15 protein-coding genes are annotated in these 14,543 nt (G+C 64.9%); 6 read left to right on the forward strand and 9 right to left on the reverse strand.

What is annotated here, in order from left to right; all coding sequences use genetic code 11:
- Positions 1 to 6: 6 nt before the first annotated feature.
- Positions 7 to 219 (reverse strand): hypothetical protein, encoded by a 213-nt coding sequence (locus tag B9C43_RS51450; protein WP_033392432.1) that lies wholly within the window; start codon positions 217 to 219, stop codon positions 7 to 9.
- A gap of 803 nt (positions 220 to 1,022) precedes the next feature.
- Here B9C43_RS51450 and B9C43_RS51455 point away from each other — a divergent pair.
- Entirely contained in the window at positions 1,023 to 1,571 is a 549-nt protein-coding gene (locus B9C43_RS51455; protein WP_143447203.1) for a hypothetical protein, read from the forward strand.
- 42 nt (positions 1,572 to 1,613) lie between these two features.
- On the opposite strand, the gene B9C43_RS51460 is transcribed toward B9C43_RS51455, so the two are convergent.
- The 5 genes from B9C43_RS51460 to B9C43_RS51480 form a co-directional block, all read right to left on the reverse strand.
- Positions 1,614 to 1,820, reverse strand: a complete 207-nt coding sequence (locus B9C43_RS51460) for a hypothetical protein (protein ID WP_084434554.1) — start codon at positions 1,818 to 1,820, stop codon at positions 1,614 to 1,616.
- Between the two features lie 34 nt (positions 1,821 to 1,854).
- Positions 1,855 to 2,895, reverse strand: coding sequence for a 2-oxoglutarate and iron-dependent oxygenase domain-containing protein (locus B9C43_RS51465; RefSeq protein WP_033392430.1), 1,041 nt, complete (start codon positions 2,893 to 2,895; stop codon positions 1,855 to 1,857).
- Positions 2,896 to 3,032: 137 nt separating this feature from the next.
- A complete protein-coding gene (locus B9C43_RS51470; protein WP_200826087.1) occupies positions 3,033 to 4,685 on the reverse strand; it encodes a CocE/NonD family hydrolase in 1,653 nt (550 codons plus the stop codon).
- A gap of 44 nt (positions 4,686 to 4,729) precedes the next feature.
- Positions 4,730 to 5,488, reverse strand: coding sequence for a glucose 1-dehydrogenase (locus B9C43_RS51475; RefSeq protein ID WP_084434556.1), 759 nt, complete (start codon positions 5,486 to 5,488; stop codon positions 4,730 to 4,732).
- A gap of 18 nt (positions 5,489 to 5,506) precedes the next feature.
- Positions 5,507 to 6,580 carry an aldo/keto reductase gene (locus B9C43_RS51480; RefSeq protein WP_084434557.1) on the reverse strand — a complete coding sequence of 358 codons (1,074 nt, stop codon included), beginning with the start codon at positions 6,578 to 6,580 and terminating at the stop codon, positions 5,507 to 5,509.
- Between the two features lie 162 nt (positions 6,581 to 6,742).
- Between B9C43_RS51480 and B9C43_RS51485 the strand changes: the two genes are divergently transcribed.
- Positions 6,743 to 7,633, forward strand: a complete 891-nt coding sequence (locus B9C43_RS51485; protein ID WP_084434558.1) for an AraC family transcriptional regulator — start codon at positions 6,743 to 6,745, stop codon at positions 7,631 to 7,633.
- Positions 7,634 to 7,718: 85 nt separating this feature from the next.
- On the opposite strand, the gene B9C43_RS51490 is transcribed toward B9C43_RS51485, so the two are convergent.
- Both B9C43_RS51490 and B9C43_RS59235 read right to left on the reverse strand, forming a co-directional pair.
- Positions 7,719 to 8,156, reverse strand: a complete 438-nt coding sequence (locus tag B9C43_RS51490; protein WP_084434559.1) for an alpha/beta fold hydrolase — start codon at positions 8,154 to 8,156, stop codon at positions 7,719 to 7,721.
- 18 nt (positions 8,157 to 8,174) lie between these two features.
- Positions 8,175 to 8,342, reverse strand: coding sequence for a hypothetical protein (locus tag B9C43_RS59235; protein ID WP_160097337.1), 168 nt, complete (start codon positions 8,340 to 8,342; stop codon positions 8,175 to 8,177).
- Positions 8,343 to 8,560: 218 nt separating this feature from the next.
- On the opposite strand from B9C43_RS59235, the gene B9C43_RS51495 reads away from it, so the two are divergent.
- Complete coding sequence (locus B9C43_RS51495; protein ID WP_160097339.1) at positions 8,561 to 9,388, forward strand: trypsin-like serine protease; 828 nt, start codon at positions 8,561 to 8,563, stop codon at positions 9,386 to 9,388.
- Positions 9,389 to 9,469: 81 nt separating this feature from the next.
- On the opposite strand, the gene B9C43_RS51500 is transcribed toward B9C43_RS51495, so the two are convergent.
- Positions 9,470 to 9,787, reverse strand: a complete 318-nt coding sequence (locus tag B9C43_RS51500) for a hypothetical protein (protein WP_143447204.1) — start codon at positions 9,785 to 9,787, stop codon at positions 9,470 to 9,472.
- A gap of 328 nt (positions 9,788 to 10,115) precedes the next feature.
- Between B9C43_RS51500 and B9C43_RS51505 the strand changes: the two genes are divergently transcribed.
- The 3 genes from B9C43_RS51505 (at position 10,116) to B9C43_RS51515 (ending at position 14,531) form a co-directional block, all read left to right on the forward strand.
- The gene (locus tag B9C43_RS51505) at positions 10,116 to 11,465 is read left to right on the forward strand and encodes a dihydroorotase (protein WP_084434562.1); all 1,350 of its coding nucleotides are present in this window, start codon (positions 10,116 to 10,118) and stop codon (positions 11,463 to 11,465) included.
- Between the two features lie 625 nt (positions 11,466 to 12,090).
- Positions 12,091 to 13,449, forward strand: a complete 1,359-nt coding sequence (locus B9C43_RS51510) for an FAD-binding oxidoreductase (protein WP_200826088.1) — start codon at positions 12,091 to 12,093, stop codon at positions 13,447 to 13,449.
- Positions 13,450 to 13,484: 35 nt separating this feature from the next.
- Entirely contained in the window at positions 13,485 to 14,531 is a 1,047-nt protein-coding gene (locus B9C43_RS51515; protein ID WP_200826089.1) for an amino acid--tRNA ligase-related protein, read from the forward strand.
- The last annotated feature ends 12 nt before the right edge of the window (positions 14,532 to 14,543 follow it).

The following is a 14,543-nucleotide window of genomic DNA, read 5'->3' on the forward strand; positions in this document are numbered from 1 at the left end:
GCGTCGTCAGCAACGGATGGCGCTGTTCCAGCAGGGGCCGCACCGCTTCTCTCCGCTGCCTGGCGCGTAGCGACAGTCGCGCCACCAGAGGTACCCGATGCCGGCGCTGTCGTAACGGCACTCGCAGGTTTCCCGCCAGGTCTCCCCAGCCTGCGCCTCGACTCGTGGGATGAACCGCTCCAGCAGCAGTTCACCCGCCCGTTCCAGCAGTTTTATCATTGCCGGTTCCTTTCCGTGTGCCGCGGGCCGTCGAGCCGGGTGCGGCACCTCAGGGATCCAAGTTAGACACCGCACGCTAGACGGAGCGGGAGGTCACTGAACAGACCGTTCAATCAGGATTGAATACCCGCTGCCTAGTGAAGGGGTTGCGGCGTTTGGCGCTACCAAAGGCGCTTGCAACCTTGTAGATGCGACCTCCTCCGCGCATCTTCGACTGGGCCAGAATTGACTCATCCAGGTTGTTGTCACGGCCGGAGCAGTGGACTCGGATGCGACGGTGGCGAATCTGTATGGGACTCGCGCGTGGGCTGGGCAGTCTGGTCGTGGGATCGCATGTGCGCCACCCGATCTGCGTCACGTGACACACGGATCCACATCCGCCGTTCGGATCGCGACCGGCTGCCGAGCTGCTGGTGTCCATGTAGGACAGTCGCTCGCATTCTCCTTGAGAAGCAACATGATGTCGGTCCGCAGCTGCGGCCTACCGATGCCCTGGTCCGCTGCAAGTACGGCGATTGTGTCCTGCTTTCGAGGACTTCCACTAGCGTGAACGGAATCAGCCCAGGTCGGTACCCCTGCCTCCGGACTCGCCCAACCCCTTCGGGAGATGACCACCCTCGCCCCACGAGCTGGACGTGTCTGGCAAGAAGCGTGGCACACCGGGCAATCCGGCCAGGTACCATCCGGCCTAGCGCGCTCGCATCAGGGCGTGCCGGTTTCTTTCTGGGGTGAGGATTTTGAAGCGTGCCGCAGCGGCGCTTGCTGCGCTGTTGGTTCTCGTAGGTTGTTCGCATCCGGGCCGGGTGACCCCCACGTCGCCGCCGCACGTGGATCACCCGAATCCGGCCAACTTCAACGCCTACGAACTGGACGACAGCTACCGGGGCGAGCGGTATCTTTCGGGGTACTCGGCGGACGCACCTGGGCCGCCGGTGGGGACGAACAATGTCGTTCTGGCGTTCGGTCCGTCCCTGGACCCGGCGTCGGCCGAGACCGTCTACGTGGCGAGCAACCAGGCCAACACCGAAGTTGAACACCGCAAACTCATAACGATCCTGTACGACATGCAGCTGGTCACGATGCCTGCCCTCGGCCCTGACGAGGACATCATCGACGTGCCGACGGACAAACTCCCGCCGAGCCCGCCTGCCATGAAGTCGGTGACGGTCAAGGTGGACGGCACACCCCTCGCCTTCGACTACTGGCAGGACGACCACGGCGCCTGGATAGCGCACGCCCGTCACGAACGCACCGCGCTAACCCTCAGCGGCTCGCGCGCGGTCGCGGTGGAGTCGTTGTCCCTGCGTAAGGTCAAGAACGTGAGCGACTACCAATTGCCCGCCAGTAAGTAGCAGGGGTCTTCGTAATCTAGCGGCGGCGCGGCCGATTTCCGTTCAGGGCATGCCGAAGTCCCGCAGGGCGACTGGGGTCGCGAGCCGGGCACGCAGGTTCGAAAGCCCGGCGACCGCCGTCGCGCGTTCAACGCGCGACGGCGATGCGGCGTTCCGCGTCGGGGCGGGCGGCGCGTTCAACGCGAGGTCGTGCGGTGGGTTGACCGTGGCAGGTCTGCGCCGATGGAGCCGCGGCAGAACCGGTGTCACTCTCGGCCTAGACCCAGGATGCACTCTTGGCCGGTCATGTCCTGGCGCTGGCCCGTTCGGCCAGGCGAGCCAACACCGACAGCCGGTCCGCCTCGAGAATCGCACGGGTGGTGATCCGATCGGGGTAGCAGCGCATGAACATGTTCGTGAAATGCGTGCCGTAGTGGATGAAGGCGTCCGAGCCGCTCAGTGGACGGATCCCGGCGTCGAAATTCGGCTCGTGGAAGTACGCCATTGTGTACCGTTCGCGGTCGTTCAACCGTACTTTGTGAGGCGTGGAGAGCAGTACGCCGTCGGTCAGGAACTGCAGGATGTCACCCGGGAAAACCGTCAGCGTGCCGGCAACCGGCGTGACGAACGTCCACGGCTCTTCGTTCTCGTACATCCCGGCCGAGCTTTCCGAGTCCAGCCAGTTGCGGTTTCGTTTCTCGCCTTCGACAGGTGGTCTGATGTACAGCCCGCCGACGTCATCCTGCGCGGCGATCACGAGCATTCCGTAGTCGGTGTGCGCACCGATACCGCGCGCGGTGAGTGAGTTGCGTGCCGGGAATCGCAAAGTTCGCATGTGGTGCCAGCCACCCTCGGCGAGCCGGGTTAGTGCGTCTATTTCGGGCAGGTCAAGTCCCAATGCGATGAGGCGCAGCAGCTTCTCGCCGATCAGGCCCATTTCGTCCATGTAGGCCCGCATGGTCCGCTGGTATCCCTCGCTGGGCCACGGAACCGGCCCGTGGCACGGCCAGTCGGCCTGCACGCGGACGTCGTCGGGCGGGATGTCCTGACAGACGGTGAAGATCTCCGAGTAGTCCGCTTCGCCCGCGGTCACTTCCTCACCGGACGCGATGTACCCGGCGTAGCTGAGTGGACTGACGCACTTTGCTTTCTCTTCGGTGGCCGAAGCGAAGAAGCGCCTGCTCTCCATCAACGCTTCGGTGACCTTCGCTGCCTGACGGTCATCGCAGGCGATCTGAAAGATCCCGTCGGCCTGCCACGTGTCGATCATCTGATGAGCGAGAGTGATATCCGAATCGGTTCCCACAACACGATCGGGGAGTCCGAATGTACGAAGATCGGCCATTTGTCGTATCCTTTCGCGCGTCCTGGTGCGGCGGACACACGGATGACCGGCATGATCGGTTCACGAAAACGCGGTCACGCGCGGAGTTTAGCCCATCGGGACAAACTTCTAAGGCGCCACGGCGCAGGCACTGATCTTCAAGCCACGGCGATAGGCAAGGAGACACGAGATGGCCGTGTCGCGTCATGGTGAATGGTGTGCCGGGTGGCCCGTATGGCAGTAGCCGTACCCGGTGCTTCGCCGGTGCCGAGGTTGCGCGCGAACCGAGGAAACGCGCCACCGGAGATCTGCAGCCGGATGCGGTGCCCCGGCTTGAACCGGTGTGCCGTGGGATCGAGGGCGATCCGCACGGTCCGGACTTGTCCTGGCACAGTGTCCGCATCGGTGCATCGGACGATCTGGTCGGTGATGTTGAACGACCGGCCATCGGGGGCGACGTCGCAGATGCGGGCGAACAGGTCGGCGTGCGCGTTGTCGGATGTCACATGCAGTTCCACTGTTGGCGCGCCGTGTACTTCGACAGCTTGGGGGAGCGGCTCCGTGGTGAAGACGAGAACGTCGTCCCGTGCTTCCAGTTTCCGGTTGTCCTTCGCTCCACCGCTGGGCGCCATCACCCGGCCGCCGACCGAGGGAGTCGGATCTGCCGGGTCATACCGGAAACTCGTGGCGCCGGGCTCGACGAGAGCCGAGTCGGCGAGTTTCCCGTCTGACCGCAGATAGAACGTGGACTCGGCACCTGGTAGTGGCCAGTCCGCATAGTTCTCCCATTGCCCGGCACCGCCGACGAACACCTGTACAGGAGCTTCACGACGCACCGGTGAACGGCCCGCCGCGTGTGCGTCCAGCCAGGAAATGGCCTGGGGTATGGAGATCTTGTTGTCGACGGTGAGGTGTGTCCACGGCCCGATCGTCAAAGCGACGTCGATGCCACGCGAGCGCAGGGCGCTGTACTCCTCCAGTGTCTGGTCGAGGAAGTAGTCGTGCCATCCGCCGATCAACAAGGTCGGCACTGTGGTCCGCTGAAGTGCTTCGGTGACCCGGAAAGGCCGCCAGTACGGGTCGGTCACGTCAGTGTGGTCGACCCATTCGTCGTACCATGGGGCGCCGTTCCCGCCGACTTCGTCCATCGCGCCCCGCAAAGGCAAGCGAGCCACCGTGCTCGCCAGTCGGCGTTCGGCCCGCACCATTCTGACCAACCCTCGTACCGGACCCACTCGTTCCTGGTGGGAAATCAGCTCCGACCAGGAAAGCATGTTGTACAGGTCCAACGGCCCCTGCCGGTACGCGGCCCGGCCAATGTCGTGTACACCGATCATGACGACCATCGCGGTCAGTTCCGGTGGCGGATCCATGGCAAGCGACCATTGTGTGTAACCGAGATAGCTGCCACCTGCCGTCGCCAGCCTGCCGTCGAACCAATCCTGCTTACGCAGCCAGGCAACGGTGTCGTGCGCGTCGTCAGGTTCGCTGACGGCAGGCGTGAACGTACCGCCTGAACCGAACGTGCCGCGCGTGCTTTGAAACAACACGTGATAACCGCGTTCGGCGAACAGCTGTGCCGTCAACATGTTGTAGGGAAACCCCCTGCCGTAAGGGCAACGCACCAGAATGGTGGGCACACGTTCGGCAGTGACCGGGATGTAATGATCCGTGAGCAGGGTTACGCCGTCCCGCATCGGTACTTCGACCGCCCTGGCCACTCGGACCCGGTTACGTTTGGCGGGCAGTCCCCACAGACGGCCGAGTGCCGCGCTCACAAGATTTGTCGCCATCCCAACAGGTTTGGGCATTGGAGCTCCTTGGTTCGGGTTCATGGGTCCGACCGGACGTACCGCTACGGCACGGTGTAGCCGCCGTCGATGGGCAACGCCACGCCGGTGATGAACCCGGTCTTGTCGGAACAGAGCCACACCACGGCATCCGCGATCTCGTACGGCTGGGCGATCCTCCCGACCGGGTGTGCGGCGATGATCGACTTCATGGGTTCCGTGCCGGGGTCCATCGTCGCGATCATCGGAGTGTCGACCATCCCGGGACACAGGGCGTTGACACGGATGCCCAGCGCGGCGACCTCCAACGCCGAACTCTTGGTCATGCCGATCTCGGCTGCCTTTGTCGCGGTGTATCCGGAAAACCCGGGCACGCCGACAAGGCCCGCACCCGACGACATGTTCACCACCGAACCGAAGCCCTGAGCGACCATCTGCTTGAGCTCGTGCTTCATCGACAGGAAGACACCGCGGACATTGATCGCGATCATCGCGTCCAGCATGGCGGTCGAGTAGTCCTGGGTGAGCTGGTATTCCCCGTCGTAACCCGCGTTGTTCACCGCGAAGTCCAGCCTGCCGCTGTCGCCGATCGCGGCGGCGACAGCGGCTTCGATCGCAGCTTCCTCGCGTACATCAGCGACGACGTGTCGTGCCGCTCCGCCGCGGGCTTGGATCAGCCGTACGGTTTCCTGCAACGTGTCCGCTGTGCGGCCCGCGACGGTCACCAGCGCGCCCTCAGCCGCCAGCGCCAGGGCGGTGGCACGTCCGATGCCTGATCCGCCACCCGTGACCAGGGCTGTCTTGCCTGCGAACTGCTGTGTCATGTGTTTCTCTCAGGTTCGTCAGTAGCGTGCGCTGTTGGCGTGCAGCAACGGGGAAACGGTCGACGGTCGACCGTCCACAGTGGCCCCTGCGAACTGCAGGCTCGGTGCGAGCAGCCTGTTGTTCTCGGCGGGGAAGTTCAGCTTGGGCACCGATACCTCGTCCAGCGCGGCGCGCTGGGCATCGGTGAGGGTCACGTCGAGGGAGCCGATATTGGTCTCGAACTGGTCGATCCGGCGTGCGCCGATCACAGTGGAGACGACGCCTGGTCGCCCTCGCAACCATGCCAGCGCCACTTGGGCGGAGGTAGCGCCGACCTCTTCGGCAATGGCGTTGAGGGCGTCGATCACGACCAGTTCGGCCTCGCCCGGTGCTCGTCCGCGGGTGGTGTCCACCGATGTGGTGTTGGCGCTGGAGTACTTGCCGGACAGCCAACCGCCCTTCAACGGCGACCACGGCATCACGCCCATGCCCATGGCCTGTGCCATGGGGATCAGTTCGCCTTCCGAGGTGCGCTCGAGCAGGGAGTACTCGAGTTGCAGCGCGATGATCGGCGTCCATCCGCGCAACCGGGCGATCGTGGCCGCCTCCGCGGTCGCCCACGCAGGCACGTCGGAGAACCCGATGTACCGGATCTTTCCCGCGGCGACCAGGTCGTCCAGTGCGCGAAGGGTTTCCTCGACCGGTGTGGCCGGGTCGAAGTTGTGCAGCCAGTAGAGGTCCACGTAGTCGGTCCGCAGGCGGCGCAGCGAGTTCTCCAGCTGTTGCACGATCCCCTTACGGCTGGGCCCGCCGCCATTCGGGTCTCCCTCGTACATGTTGCAGAAGAACTTCGTGGCGAGCACCACCCGATCACGCAGCGACGGTTGGCCGGCGAAGTAGTCACCGATGATTTTCTCGGCGTGTCCGTTGGTGTACATGTTGGCGGTATCGACGGAGTTCCCGCCGTGATCTACATAGGACGCGAGGATCTTGGCGGAGTCCTCCGCGCTGCTACCCCAGCCCCAGTCGTCGCCGAAGGTCATCGTGCCCAGGGTGATCGGGCTGACTCGCAGGCCTGACCGGCCGAGAGTGACGTAGGAATCGAGCGACATCGTGGATCCCCATCCAGTTAGGACAATGAGAGTACGTAGTCCATTCAATGTGGTCGCGTCGTGATCACCTAGACCGATGTGCGCGTTGCACTGCACGATCCGCTCAACTTTGGCCGGATCGCTGTAGTGGACGCGCGCTGACGGCCGTGGTTCACTCGACTCATGGACCGCCTGGACGAACTCGGCCGCCGGATCATGCGGCTCGCCACGGACAAACATCGTCCACTATGGATCGAGGGCGTCCTGGTCTTCGCCACGGACCGGATGACCGCGCCGATGGGGACGGTCACCGAACCGATGCTCACCGTGGTCGCGCAAGGAGCCAAGCGCACTGTCCTTGGCGAGCATGCCTTCGAACACCACCCCGGCCAGGTCTCCGTCGTGACCGTTGACCTTCCGGTGGTCGGGCAGATCATCCGAGCCAGCGCCACCGAGCCGTTTCTCGCTCTTGGGCTGCGTCTCGAACCCGCGACTGTCGCGCAGCTGTTGGTGGACGGCGGCCCCACGACGATCCGCCCGCATGACGGGCCAGGCATGGCAGTCAGCGATGCGGGCGACGATCTGCTCGACGCCATCGTCCGGCTGATGCGGCTGCTGGACAGGCCACGCGACTTCCAGGTGCTCGCGGCCGGCGTGCGCCGGGAGATCCACTGGTGGCTGTTGAACGGGCCGCAGGCGGCCATGCTCCGGCAGGTCGGGATAGCCGACAGCCGCCTGGCACTCGTGGCACGGGCGATCGCGTGGATCAGGTCTCGATACGACCAGGTGATCCGGATCGACGACCTGGCGTCGGACATCGGCACGAGTGTGTCCTCCCTCAACCGGCATTTCCGTGCGGTGACCGCGATGAGCCCGGTGCAGTACCAGAAACACATCAGACTGCAGAAGGCCCGCATCGAGCTCATCGCGGCACCCCATGACGTCGCCGCGATCGGATACTCAGTCGGCTACGACAATCCGTCGCAGTTCAGCCGTGAGTACCGGCGAATGTTCGGCGCGCCGCCAAGGCAGGACGCGCTTCGCCTGCAGACCATGGACATCGTGCGGGAGTAGCCGGGAGCGGGCGAGGTGGCCGGCTCGGCGGGACCGGTGGTGGGTCGGCCCGGCCGGGCCGGTCTCGGTGTTTGCTCCGCGGCGGTCAGTCGCGGAGGAAGTCCAGCACCTGCCGGACGAACAGCTCGTGGTGCTGGAAGAGCGCTCCGTGGCCGGAGTCCGGGTAGATGCTCAGCTGAGCTTTCGGCAGCACCTGCGCGAGGGCGAACGAGCTGATGGTCGGGATCATGACGTCGTTGTCCCCGTTGACCACCAGGACGGGCTGCGAGACGTTCCGGAGGCCAGCCGGCGTGCTGCTCTGCTCCCACTTGGCCAGCGCGGTGACCTGGGCCCCGATGGTCTCGTTCGTGGCCGCGACGTCGCGGTCGGTGGTGCGCTCGTCGAGGCGGCCAAGGAACGCGTCGGCCGAGGCCTGGCTGGTCGCCGTCGGGGAGAAGAACAGGAAGTGCGAGTTCGTGGAACCAGTGCCGCTCCTCGTGTTTCGGCCTGACCACCTCCCACGATCCGATGAGGACGGTCGCAACGTTGCCCGCGAAGCTGGTCAAGGCGCGCGCCGAATCGCACCTTTGTCGCCGAGTTGCCGTTGCAGTACTTCTGTCTGGTGGCGCGATACCAGGATCTCGATGTCCTTGTCCCGGGTCCTCATCGGGAGCAGGCGAAGCAGGGCGAAGGTATTAGTCAGGCCGAGGTGAGCCATGCGCAGCAGCACGGCCGATCCTCCAGCTGACGATGCACAGCATCCAACATGGACTCAAGGAAGGAAACCCATGGAACCGTTGAAAGGCAGTCAATGTACTGAGGGGTCTGCCGATCTTCGCGCAGGGGTTGATGACATTTCGTGCACTGCGGCATGGAAGTGGTTGTGATTCTTCGGCTACACCCTGTTGTGTGGCGGCGGTAAGTCACGCCACAGTAAGGGGATCCACAATGCTGATCAGGGGAGTACGGACGACAGCGATCGCGGCTCTGGCGATTGTCCTCACCGGTGTGGTCGCCGCGCCAGCCGCGCACGGCATCGAAGGCGGCACCGCAGCCACGGAGACGAAGAGCACGGTCCAGATTTTCTACAAGGGCGAGGTCGTGTGCGGCGGATCGCTGCTGGATGGCCGCCGTGTCATCACGTCGACGCGTTGTCTTGCGGACGTGGAGGATTGGAAGTCGAGCGATCTGACCGTGCGCGTCGGCGACCCCCGCTTGGGTCAGGGAGAACAGGCTACGGGTTGCGGCACCCTCGGCCGGATAACCAGCGGCAACCCCGAAGACCCGAGCACGTGGAAGGTCTCGGACATCGAGGTGCTGTATCTGTCCAAGGCCGTCGCCTCCACGGACTTCGCGCGGCCATCCGGCAGGCTTCCCAGTGTCGGCGACACCGTCACGGTCCGGGGCTACGGCCATGGCGGCGACCTCAAGGAAGCCACCGCCAAGGTCAAGACGGTCAATGACGTGATCCCAGGCGGCGACGATGTCAAGGAGGGCATGACGGTCGAGGGCATCAACGGTCACGCAGAGGCCCGCGACGCTGGAGCGCCCGTGTTCGTCCCCGCCAACGTCGCCGGCGTCGACCTCCAGGTCGGTGTCGTGGCCACGCCCGGCCACCTGGTGGAGATCCAGCCGCACCTCGACTTCCTCATTAGCGCGCTCCAGGAAGACCACCCCTTCTGCACGTCGGGTGGCGAAGGCCGCACGGCCGCCAGCGGCAAGGCGGCCGGGGACAAGCTCGTCGAGACGGCCAGCGGCGCGCTGCTGAAGTTCTGATTTCCAGCTGGCCCGTGGGTGCTTTGCCGTGTCACAGCGGCAAAGCACCCTTCTTGTTACGCGCGACCGGTCAGCAAGCGTCTACCAGCGCAGACCGATCATCGACGGTCCCTGCGGGCCGGAGACGAAGCCCTCAAGGTAGCCATGCCGCCCGCCGCTGGTGCACAGCCGCGACTGCGCGGGAGCCTGGGCGTCGAAATTGGCCCGGCAGAGCACGCTTCCGTCGGACGTGACGACGTACTCGGCGTTTCCTGAGCCGTGTACGTCGAAGTCGACGTACAAGGTCCCGCCTTCGTAGCGCCGGTCCGGGCTGGTGCGACAGGTGTTTCCGTTGCAGGTCTCTGCCGATGCGGCCAAGGGCATCATGACCAGGGCCGCGGCAGCGACTGATGCCGTCACAGCCGCACGCTTCAGCGATTGACGCACTGAGTTTCCTCCCGATTTCGCGGTTCACTGCCGGTGGGTAACCAACAGCGGTCCTTTAGCGAAAAACTCCACACAGATCGTGGCTGGGCGTGACTTCAAACTGGCAACAGCGTGGTTTCACGACTTCTCGTGCGGCATCGACCGTGCCGTCGCCGATCCCCGCGACCATCACGTGTCCTCCCCGCCCGGTCAGTCCGATTCGGACAGTGAGGAACGACCAGCGGCTGGCCGTCTCCGGTTGCGATCCGCAGTGGGTCTCCTGTGCGTGCGGCAGGGCCTTGTCTTTGGGGATACTCGCCGTATGACTGTCGATTTGTTGGTCTCTGGTGGATTCGTGGTTACGCCGAACGGGCGCCGTCGTGCGAACGTCGCGGTCGTCGACGGCAGGATCGTCCACGTCGGCGACGACAGACCGGCTGCCAGGCAAGAGGTGGACGCGTCAGGTCTGCTGGTGCTGCCAGGCGGGGTCGACACCCACGTGCATTTGATGGACCCGGGCAGCACGGACCGTGAGGACTTCCCGACCGGCACGGGCGCTGCCGCATCGGCCGGGGTGACGACCATCATCGAACACAGTCATGGCCAACCGGTCCGAACTGTCGACGATCTGCGGGACAAGCAGGCGTACCTGAGCGGCCGTGCCAATGTCGACTTTGGACTCGCTGCGCATGCCTGGCCGTCGGCCACCGATGTCGCTGCGTTGTGGCAGGCCGGTGTCGCCTTCTTCAAAGTCTTCACGTGCGATACACACGGCATTCCTGGACACGACGCCGCAGCGCTGCGCCACCATCTCGCGTCGACCGCCATGGTCGACGCGGTGAGCCTCGTTCACTGCGAGGACGACAGCATCACCGCTGACGCCGAACGCCTGCTCAGGCGGTCCGGTCGAACTGACGGCAGCGTGGTGCCGGAATGGCGTGATCGCGACGCCGAGGTCGTCGCGGCGGCGGTCACTGCCATTCTCGTGCGCAGGAGTGGGGCGCGGGCGGTGGTCGCGCACGTCAGCCATCCTGAGGTTGCCGATTACATCCAGCGAGAGCGGGCAGCCGGTGCCCGGCTTGGCGCGGAGGCCTGCCCGCAGTACTTCTTGCTGCGGGAGCACGAGGTGCACGAACATGGCGCGCTTCGCAAGTTCACCCCGCCCGCCAGGGCCCGCACCGACGCCGACGAGGCGGAGCTGTGGCGGTTGCTCCGGTCGGGCACCCTGACGCACATGTCCACCGACCATGCGCCGTCCACTTTGGAGCAAAAGGCGGCCGGTGACATCTGGAACGTGCACTTCGGACTGCCCGGGCTGGACAGCACCATGCCCGTGCTGCTGGACGCCTGCGCCCGCGGTCATCTCGCGGTCGAGGACGTCGCCCGCGTCTACGCCGAGGTTCCTGCCCGGCTGTACGGACTCTGGCCGCGCAAAGGCCGGATCGGCCCGGGTGCCGACGCGGATCTCGTCCTTGTCGATCCCGGCCACACGTGGACGCTCAGCAACGACGCGGTGCTTTCCAAGGCTGGATGGACACCGTTCGACGGCCGCCGGATCATCGGCCGGGTCGTGCGCACTTTTCTGCGCGGGCGGCTTGTCGCGCAGGAGGGGAAACCGACGGACGGCCGAGACGGTGCGTTCCTGGGTCGCAATGCGCAGGCAAGTCCATAATGGACGGGTTTTGCCGGTTCCCTCGAATGGCCGCGTTGCCTGGTTTAAGTCGTGCCTGAAGCTGACGCTTGTACCTTGTGAAGTGTCCACTTTCTGTGCTGGCCCCGGCATTTGTTGACGGTTGTGCTTCGGTTCAACCTTAAGGTGGGTTGCGAACGATCCGGCGGCTGGGTAACGTTATTGCAGGGGTTGGCCCAGATCGTTATCCGGGTTGGGGGAAATCTTGACTCATCTGCAACGCCGCGCCTGCGAACATCTGTTACGCCTGTTGTCGCAGCGATAGTCCTGTTGATATTACCGCTGGTACAGCACGGGTATGTGCTGGTTCTTCGTCGCGCACCTTGACTGTTCGGCACTGTGTTCGGTGTTCCTGTGTGTGCCTGGCAGAGTATTTGTTCGCCAGGACGCATATCACCTCGACAGTGTGACCGTTTCGGGTCAAATAATATGCTCATTGAATTGATCGACTCGGATCGGATCCCGCGGCGCCCGATTTTCCGACCGGTCTTCCCCGCGGCACGAGTTGATGTGTGCGGCGGACAATCGTCGGCGTCAGCGAAACCAGTCCAAGCCCCGGTTTCCGGCAGCGATGCCGGCTGGGCCACGCCGGATGGATGGCAAACTCATGAACGACAGCCTTGCTCGCCTTCGCTCGCAACTGGGCGATCGGGTGGTGTTGCCCGGCGCGCCGGACTACGACGAGGTGCGCCGGATCTGGAACGCCATGCACGACAGGCGTCCCGCTCTGATCGCTCGCTGCCTCAGCGCCGAGGACGTGGCATCCGTGCTGAGGTACGCGACTGCTGCGGACAAGAAGGTCACCGTGCGAGGCGGCGGCCACAATGTCGCCGGTGCCGCGCTCGCGGACGACGCGGTACTGATCGATCTTTCCTTGATGCGGGAAGTCATCGTGGACACCGCCGCCGGACTGGCGTACGCGCAGGGCGGTTGCTTGCTGCGCGATGTCGACGCGGCGACCACGCCACATGGTCTCGCGTGCCCAGCCGGTGTGGTCTCGCACACCGGTCTCGGCGGACTCGCCCTCGGCGGCGGATACGGCTGGCTGGCCCGTAAATGGGGACTGACGTGTGATCACATCGTTGCCGCGGAAGTGGTTCTCACGGACGGTTCGATCGTCCAGACCGACGCGCAAACGCATCCGGACCTGTTCTGGGCGTTGAAAGGCGGTGGCGGCGGCTTCGGTGTCGTCACCCGGTTCGCCCTCCGCTTGTGCCCAGTCGGTCAGGTCCATCTGCACACGGGCGTCTACGCGCTGGACAACGCGGGCGAAGCGCTGGCCGCGTACCGGGACTTCGCCGAGAAGCAGCCGGCCGACCTGCACACCGTCGGGGCGTTGAAGCAGGCAGGCGCTCAGGACTGGATTCCCCAGTCGCTGCACGGCAAGCCCGTGCTGGTTCTGACAGCCGGGTGGTTCGGCGCACCTGCCGAGGGTCCCGCCGCCACCAAGCCGCTGTTCGACGCGACAGTCCCGGCGGCAACGCGCCGCCAACTGCTGACCTACGCCCAGCTGCAGGCACTGGCTGATCACAGCGAACCGCATGGCAACAGGTACTACACCAAGTCCTGTTACCTCGCTGATCTCACCGGTCGGCCGATCGAGGAATTCCTCGGCGCCGCAAGGGACATCCGGTCAAGCCGGTCGTGTATCGACTTCGAGTACCTGCGTGGTGCGATCGACGACGTCATGGACGAGGACTCGGCGTTCCCCGGCCGGGCGGCACCGTACATCTACACGGCTTCCGCGCAGTGGACCGACATCCGCGACGACGGCGAGAACGTCGACTGGGCACGGCACAGCGTCGAACGCCTGGCCGCCTGGCGGTACGGCGGTGCCTATGTGAACTACGTCCAGGACGAACCAGAGGGGAAGTTCCTCGAAGTTTTCGGTGAGTCCCGATACCGGCGGCTCGCGGCAGTCAAGCAGCGCTACGACCCGCACAACGTTCTGCGCCACCGCCCGTGACGGCGAGCCAAGCCGCAACAGAAAGGAAGAAAGCCGTGCCTGCCACCGCACCCGTGCGCCCACCGGCCATTTCGGACTCCAATGAGCCGTCCGCACTGATCGAAGCGCTCCGGTCACCCTGGTATCCGCTCGTGGCCGAACTGCACGATGTCGTGCTGTCCGCGACGGTGTCCTACGCGAGCTCGCAGGGGCTCAAGGCGCTGTACCTGCCTGTCACGACAAGAACGATCACGTGTCCGACGGCGTTAGGCAGCGACTCCGAACCCGTTCCGGTCACCGTCAGCGGAGTCAACACCTTCCTCGCCGACTCCATGCAGTTCGCGCTGGAGTACGGCTGCCGGCTTGCTCGCAGCGGGTGCTACAACATCATGCCGTCGTTTCGCGGCGAGGAACCGGACGAGACGCATCTTGGCCAGTACACGCACAGCGAGGCCGAGATCATCGGCGGTATGGACGACCTGATCCGATATGTCAGCGGCTATGTCAAGGCGCTGGCCGCGGCCATCCTCGACCGCGTCGGCGAGCGCCTGGCGGAGAGCCGTGGCGACGTCTCGCATGTGGAGCGGATGGCCAACCGGGTGGGCGCCTTCGAGGAGTTGTCCTTTGACGAAGCCGTCCGAATCGTCGATGACGTCGAGGGAACCGTCAAGGACGAGGGGATATGGCGGTCATTGACCCGCAAGGGCGAACAGCTGTTGATGGAACGGGTCGACGAGTTCCTCTGGGTCCACCACTTCGACAGCCTCGCTGTGCCCTTCTATCAGGCGTTCGGCGACGAGGACGCGCGCACGACAAAGAGCGCGGACATGTTCTTCGGGATCGGTGAGGTCGTCGGCGGCGGTGAGCGACACTCCAATGTGGAGCAACTGCGCAAGTCGATGGCGATCCACGGCGTCAACGAGCTGGAATACGACTGGTACGTGCGCATGTTGCAGGAAGCCCCGATGCGGACCGCCGGCTTCGGTATGGGCGTCGAGCGGTTCCTGATGTGGGTGTTGCGGCACGACGACATCCGTGACATCCCGCTGATCTCCCGTGTGGGAGAACAGAAGGACTGGCCGCCCGCGGTCGTCCGGCCCTGATTCGACTGGGAG

The organism is Kibdelosporangium aridum (assembly GCF_900176515.1).
GTDB lineage: Bacteria > Actinomycetota > Actinomycetes > Mycobacteriales > Pseudonocardiaceae > Kibdelosporangium > Kibdelosporangium aridum.

Excerpts from the sequence above, each read along its gene's own strand:
- B9C43_RS51450 (WP_033392432.1), bottom strand. The coding sequence starts at position 219 with ATGATAAAACTGCTGGAACGGGCGGGTGAACTGCTGCTGGAGCGGTTC.
- B9C43_RS51465 (WP_033392430.1), bottom strand. The coding sequence starts at position 2,895 with ATGGCCGATCTTCGTACATTCGGACTCCCCGATCGTGTTGTGGGAACC.
- B9C43_RS51470 (WP_200826087.1), bottom strand. The coding sequence starts at position 4,685 with ATGCCCAAACCTGTTGGGATGGCGACAAATCTTGTGAGCGCGGCACTC.
- B9C43_RS51475 (WP_084434556.1), bottom strand. The coding sequence starts at position 5,488 with ATGACACAGCAGTTCGCAGGCAAGACAGCCCTGGTCACGGGTGGCGGA.
- B9C43_RS51480 (WP_084434557.1), bottom strand. The coding sequence starts at position 6,580 with ATGTCGCTCGATTCCTACGTCACTCTCGGCCGGTCAGGCCTGCGAGTC.
- B9C43_RS51485 (WP_084434558.1), top strand. The coding sequence starts at position 6,743 with ATGGACCGCCTGGACGAACTCGGCCGCCGGATCATGCGGCTCGCCACG.
- B9C43_RS51495 (WP_160097339.1), top strand. The coding sequence starts at position 8,561 with ATGCTGATCAGGGGAGTACGGACGACAGCGATCGCGGCTCTGGCGATT.
- B9C43_RS51505 (WP_084434562.1), top strand. The coding sequence starts at position 10,116 with ATGACTGTCGATTTGTTGGTCTCTGGTGGATTCGTGGTTACGCCGAAC.
- B9C43_RS51510 (WP_200826088.1), top strand. The coding sequence starts at position 12,091 with ATGAACGACAGCCTTGCTCGCCTTCGCTCGCAACTGGGCGATCGGGTG.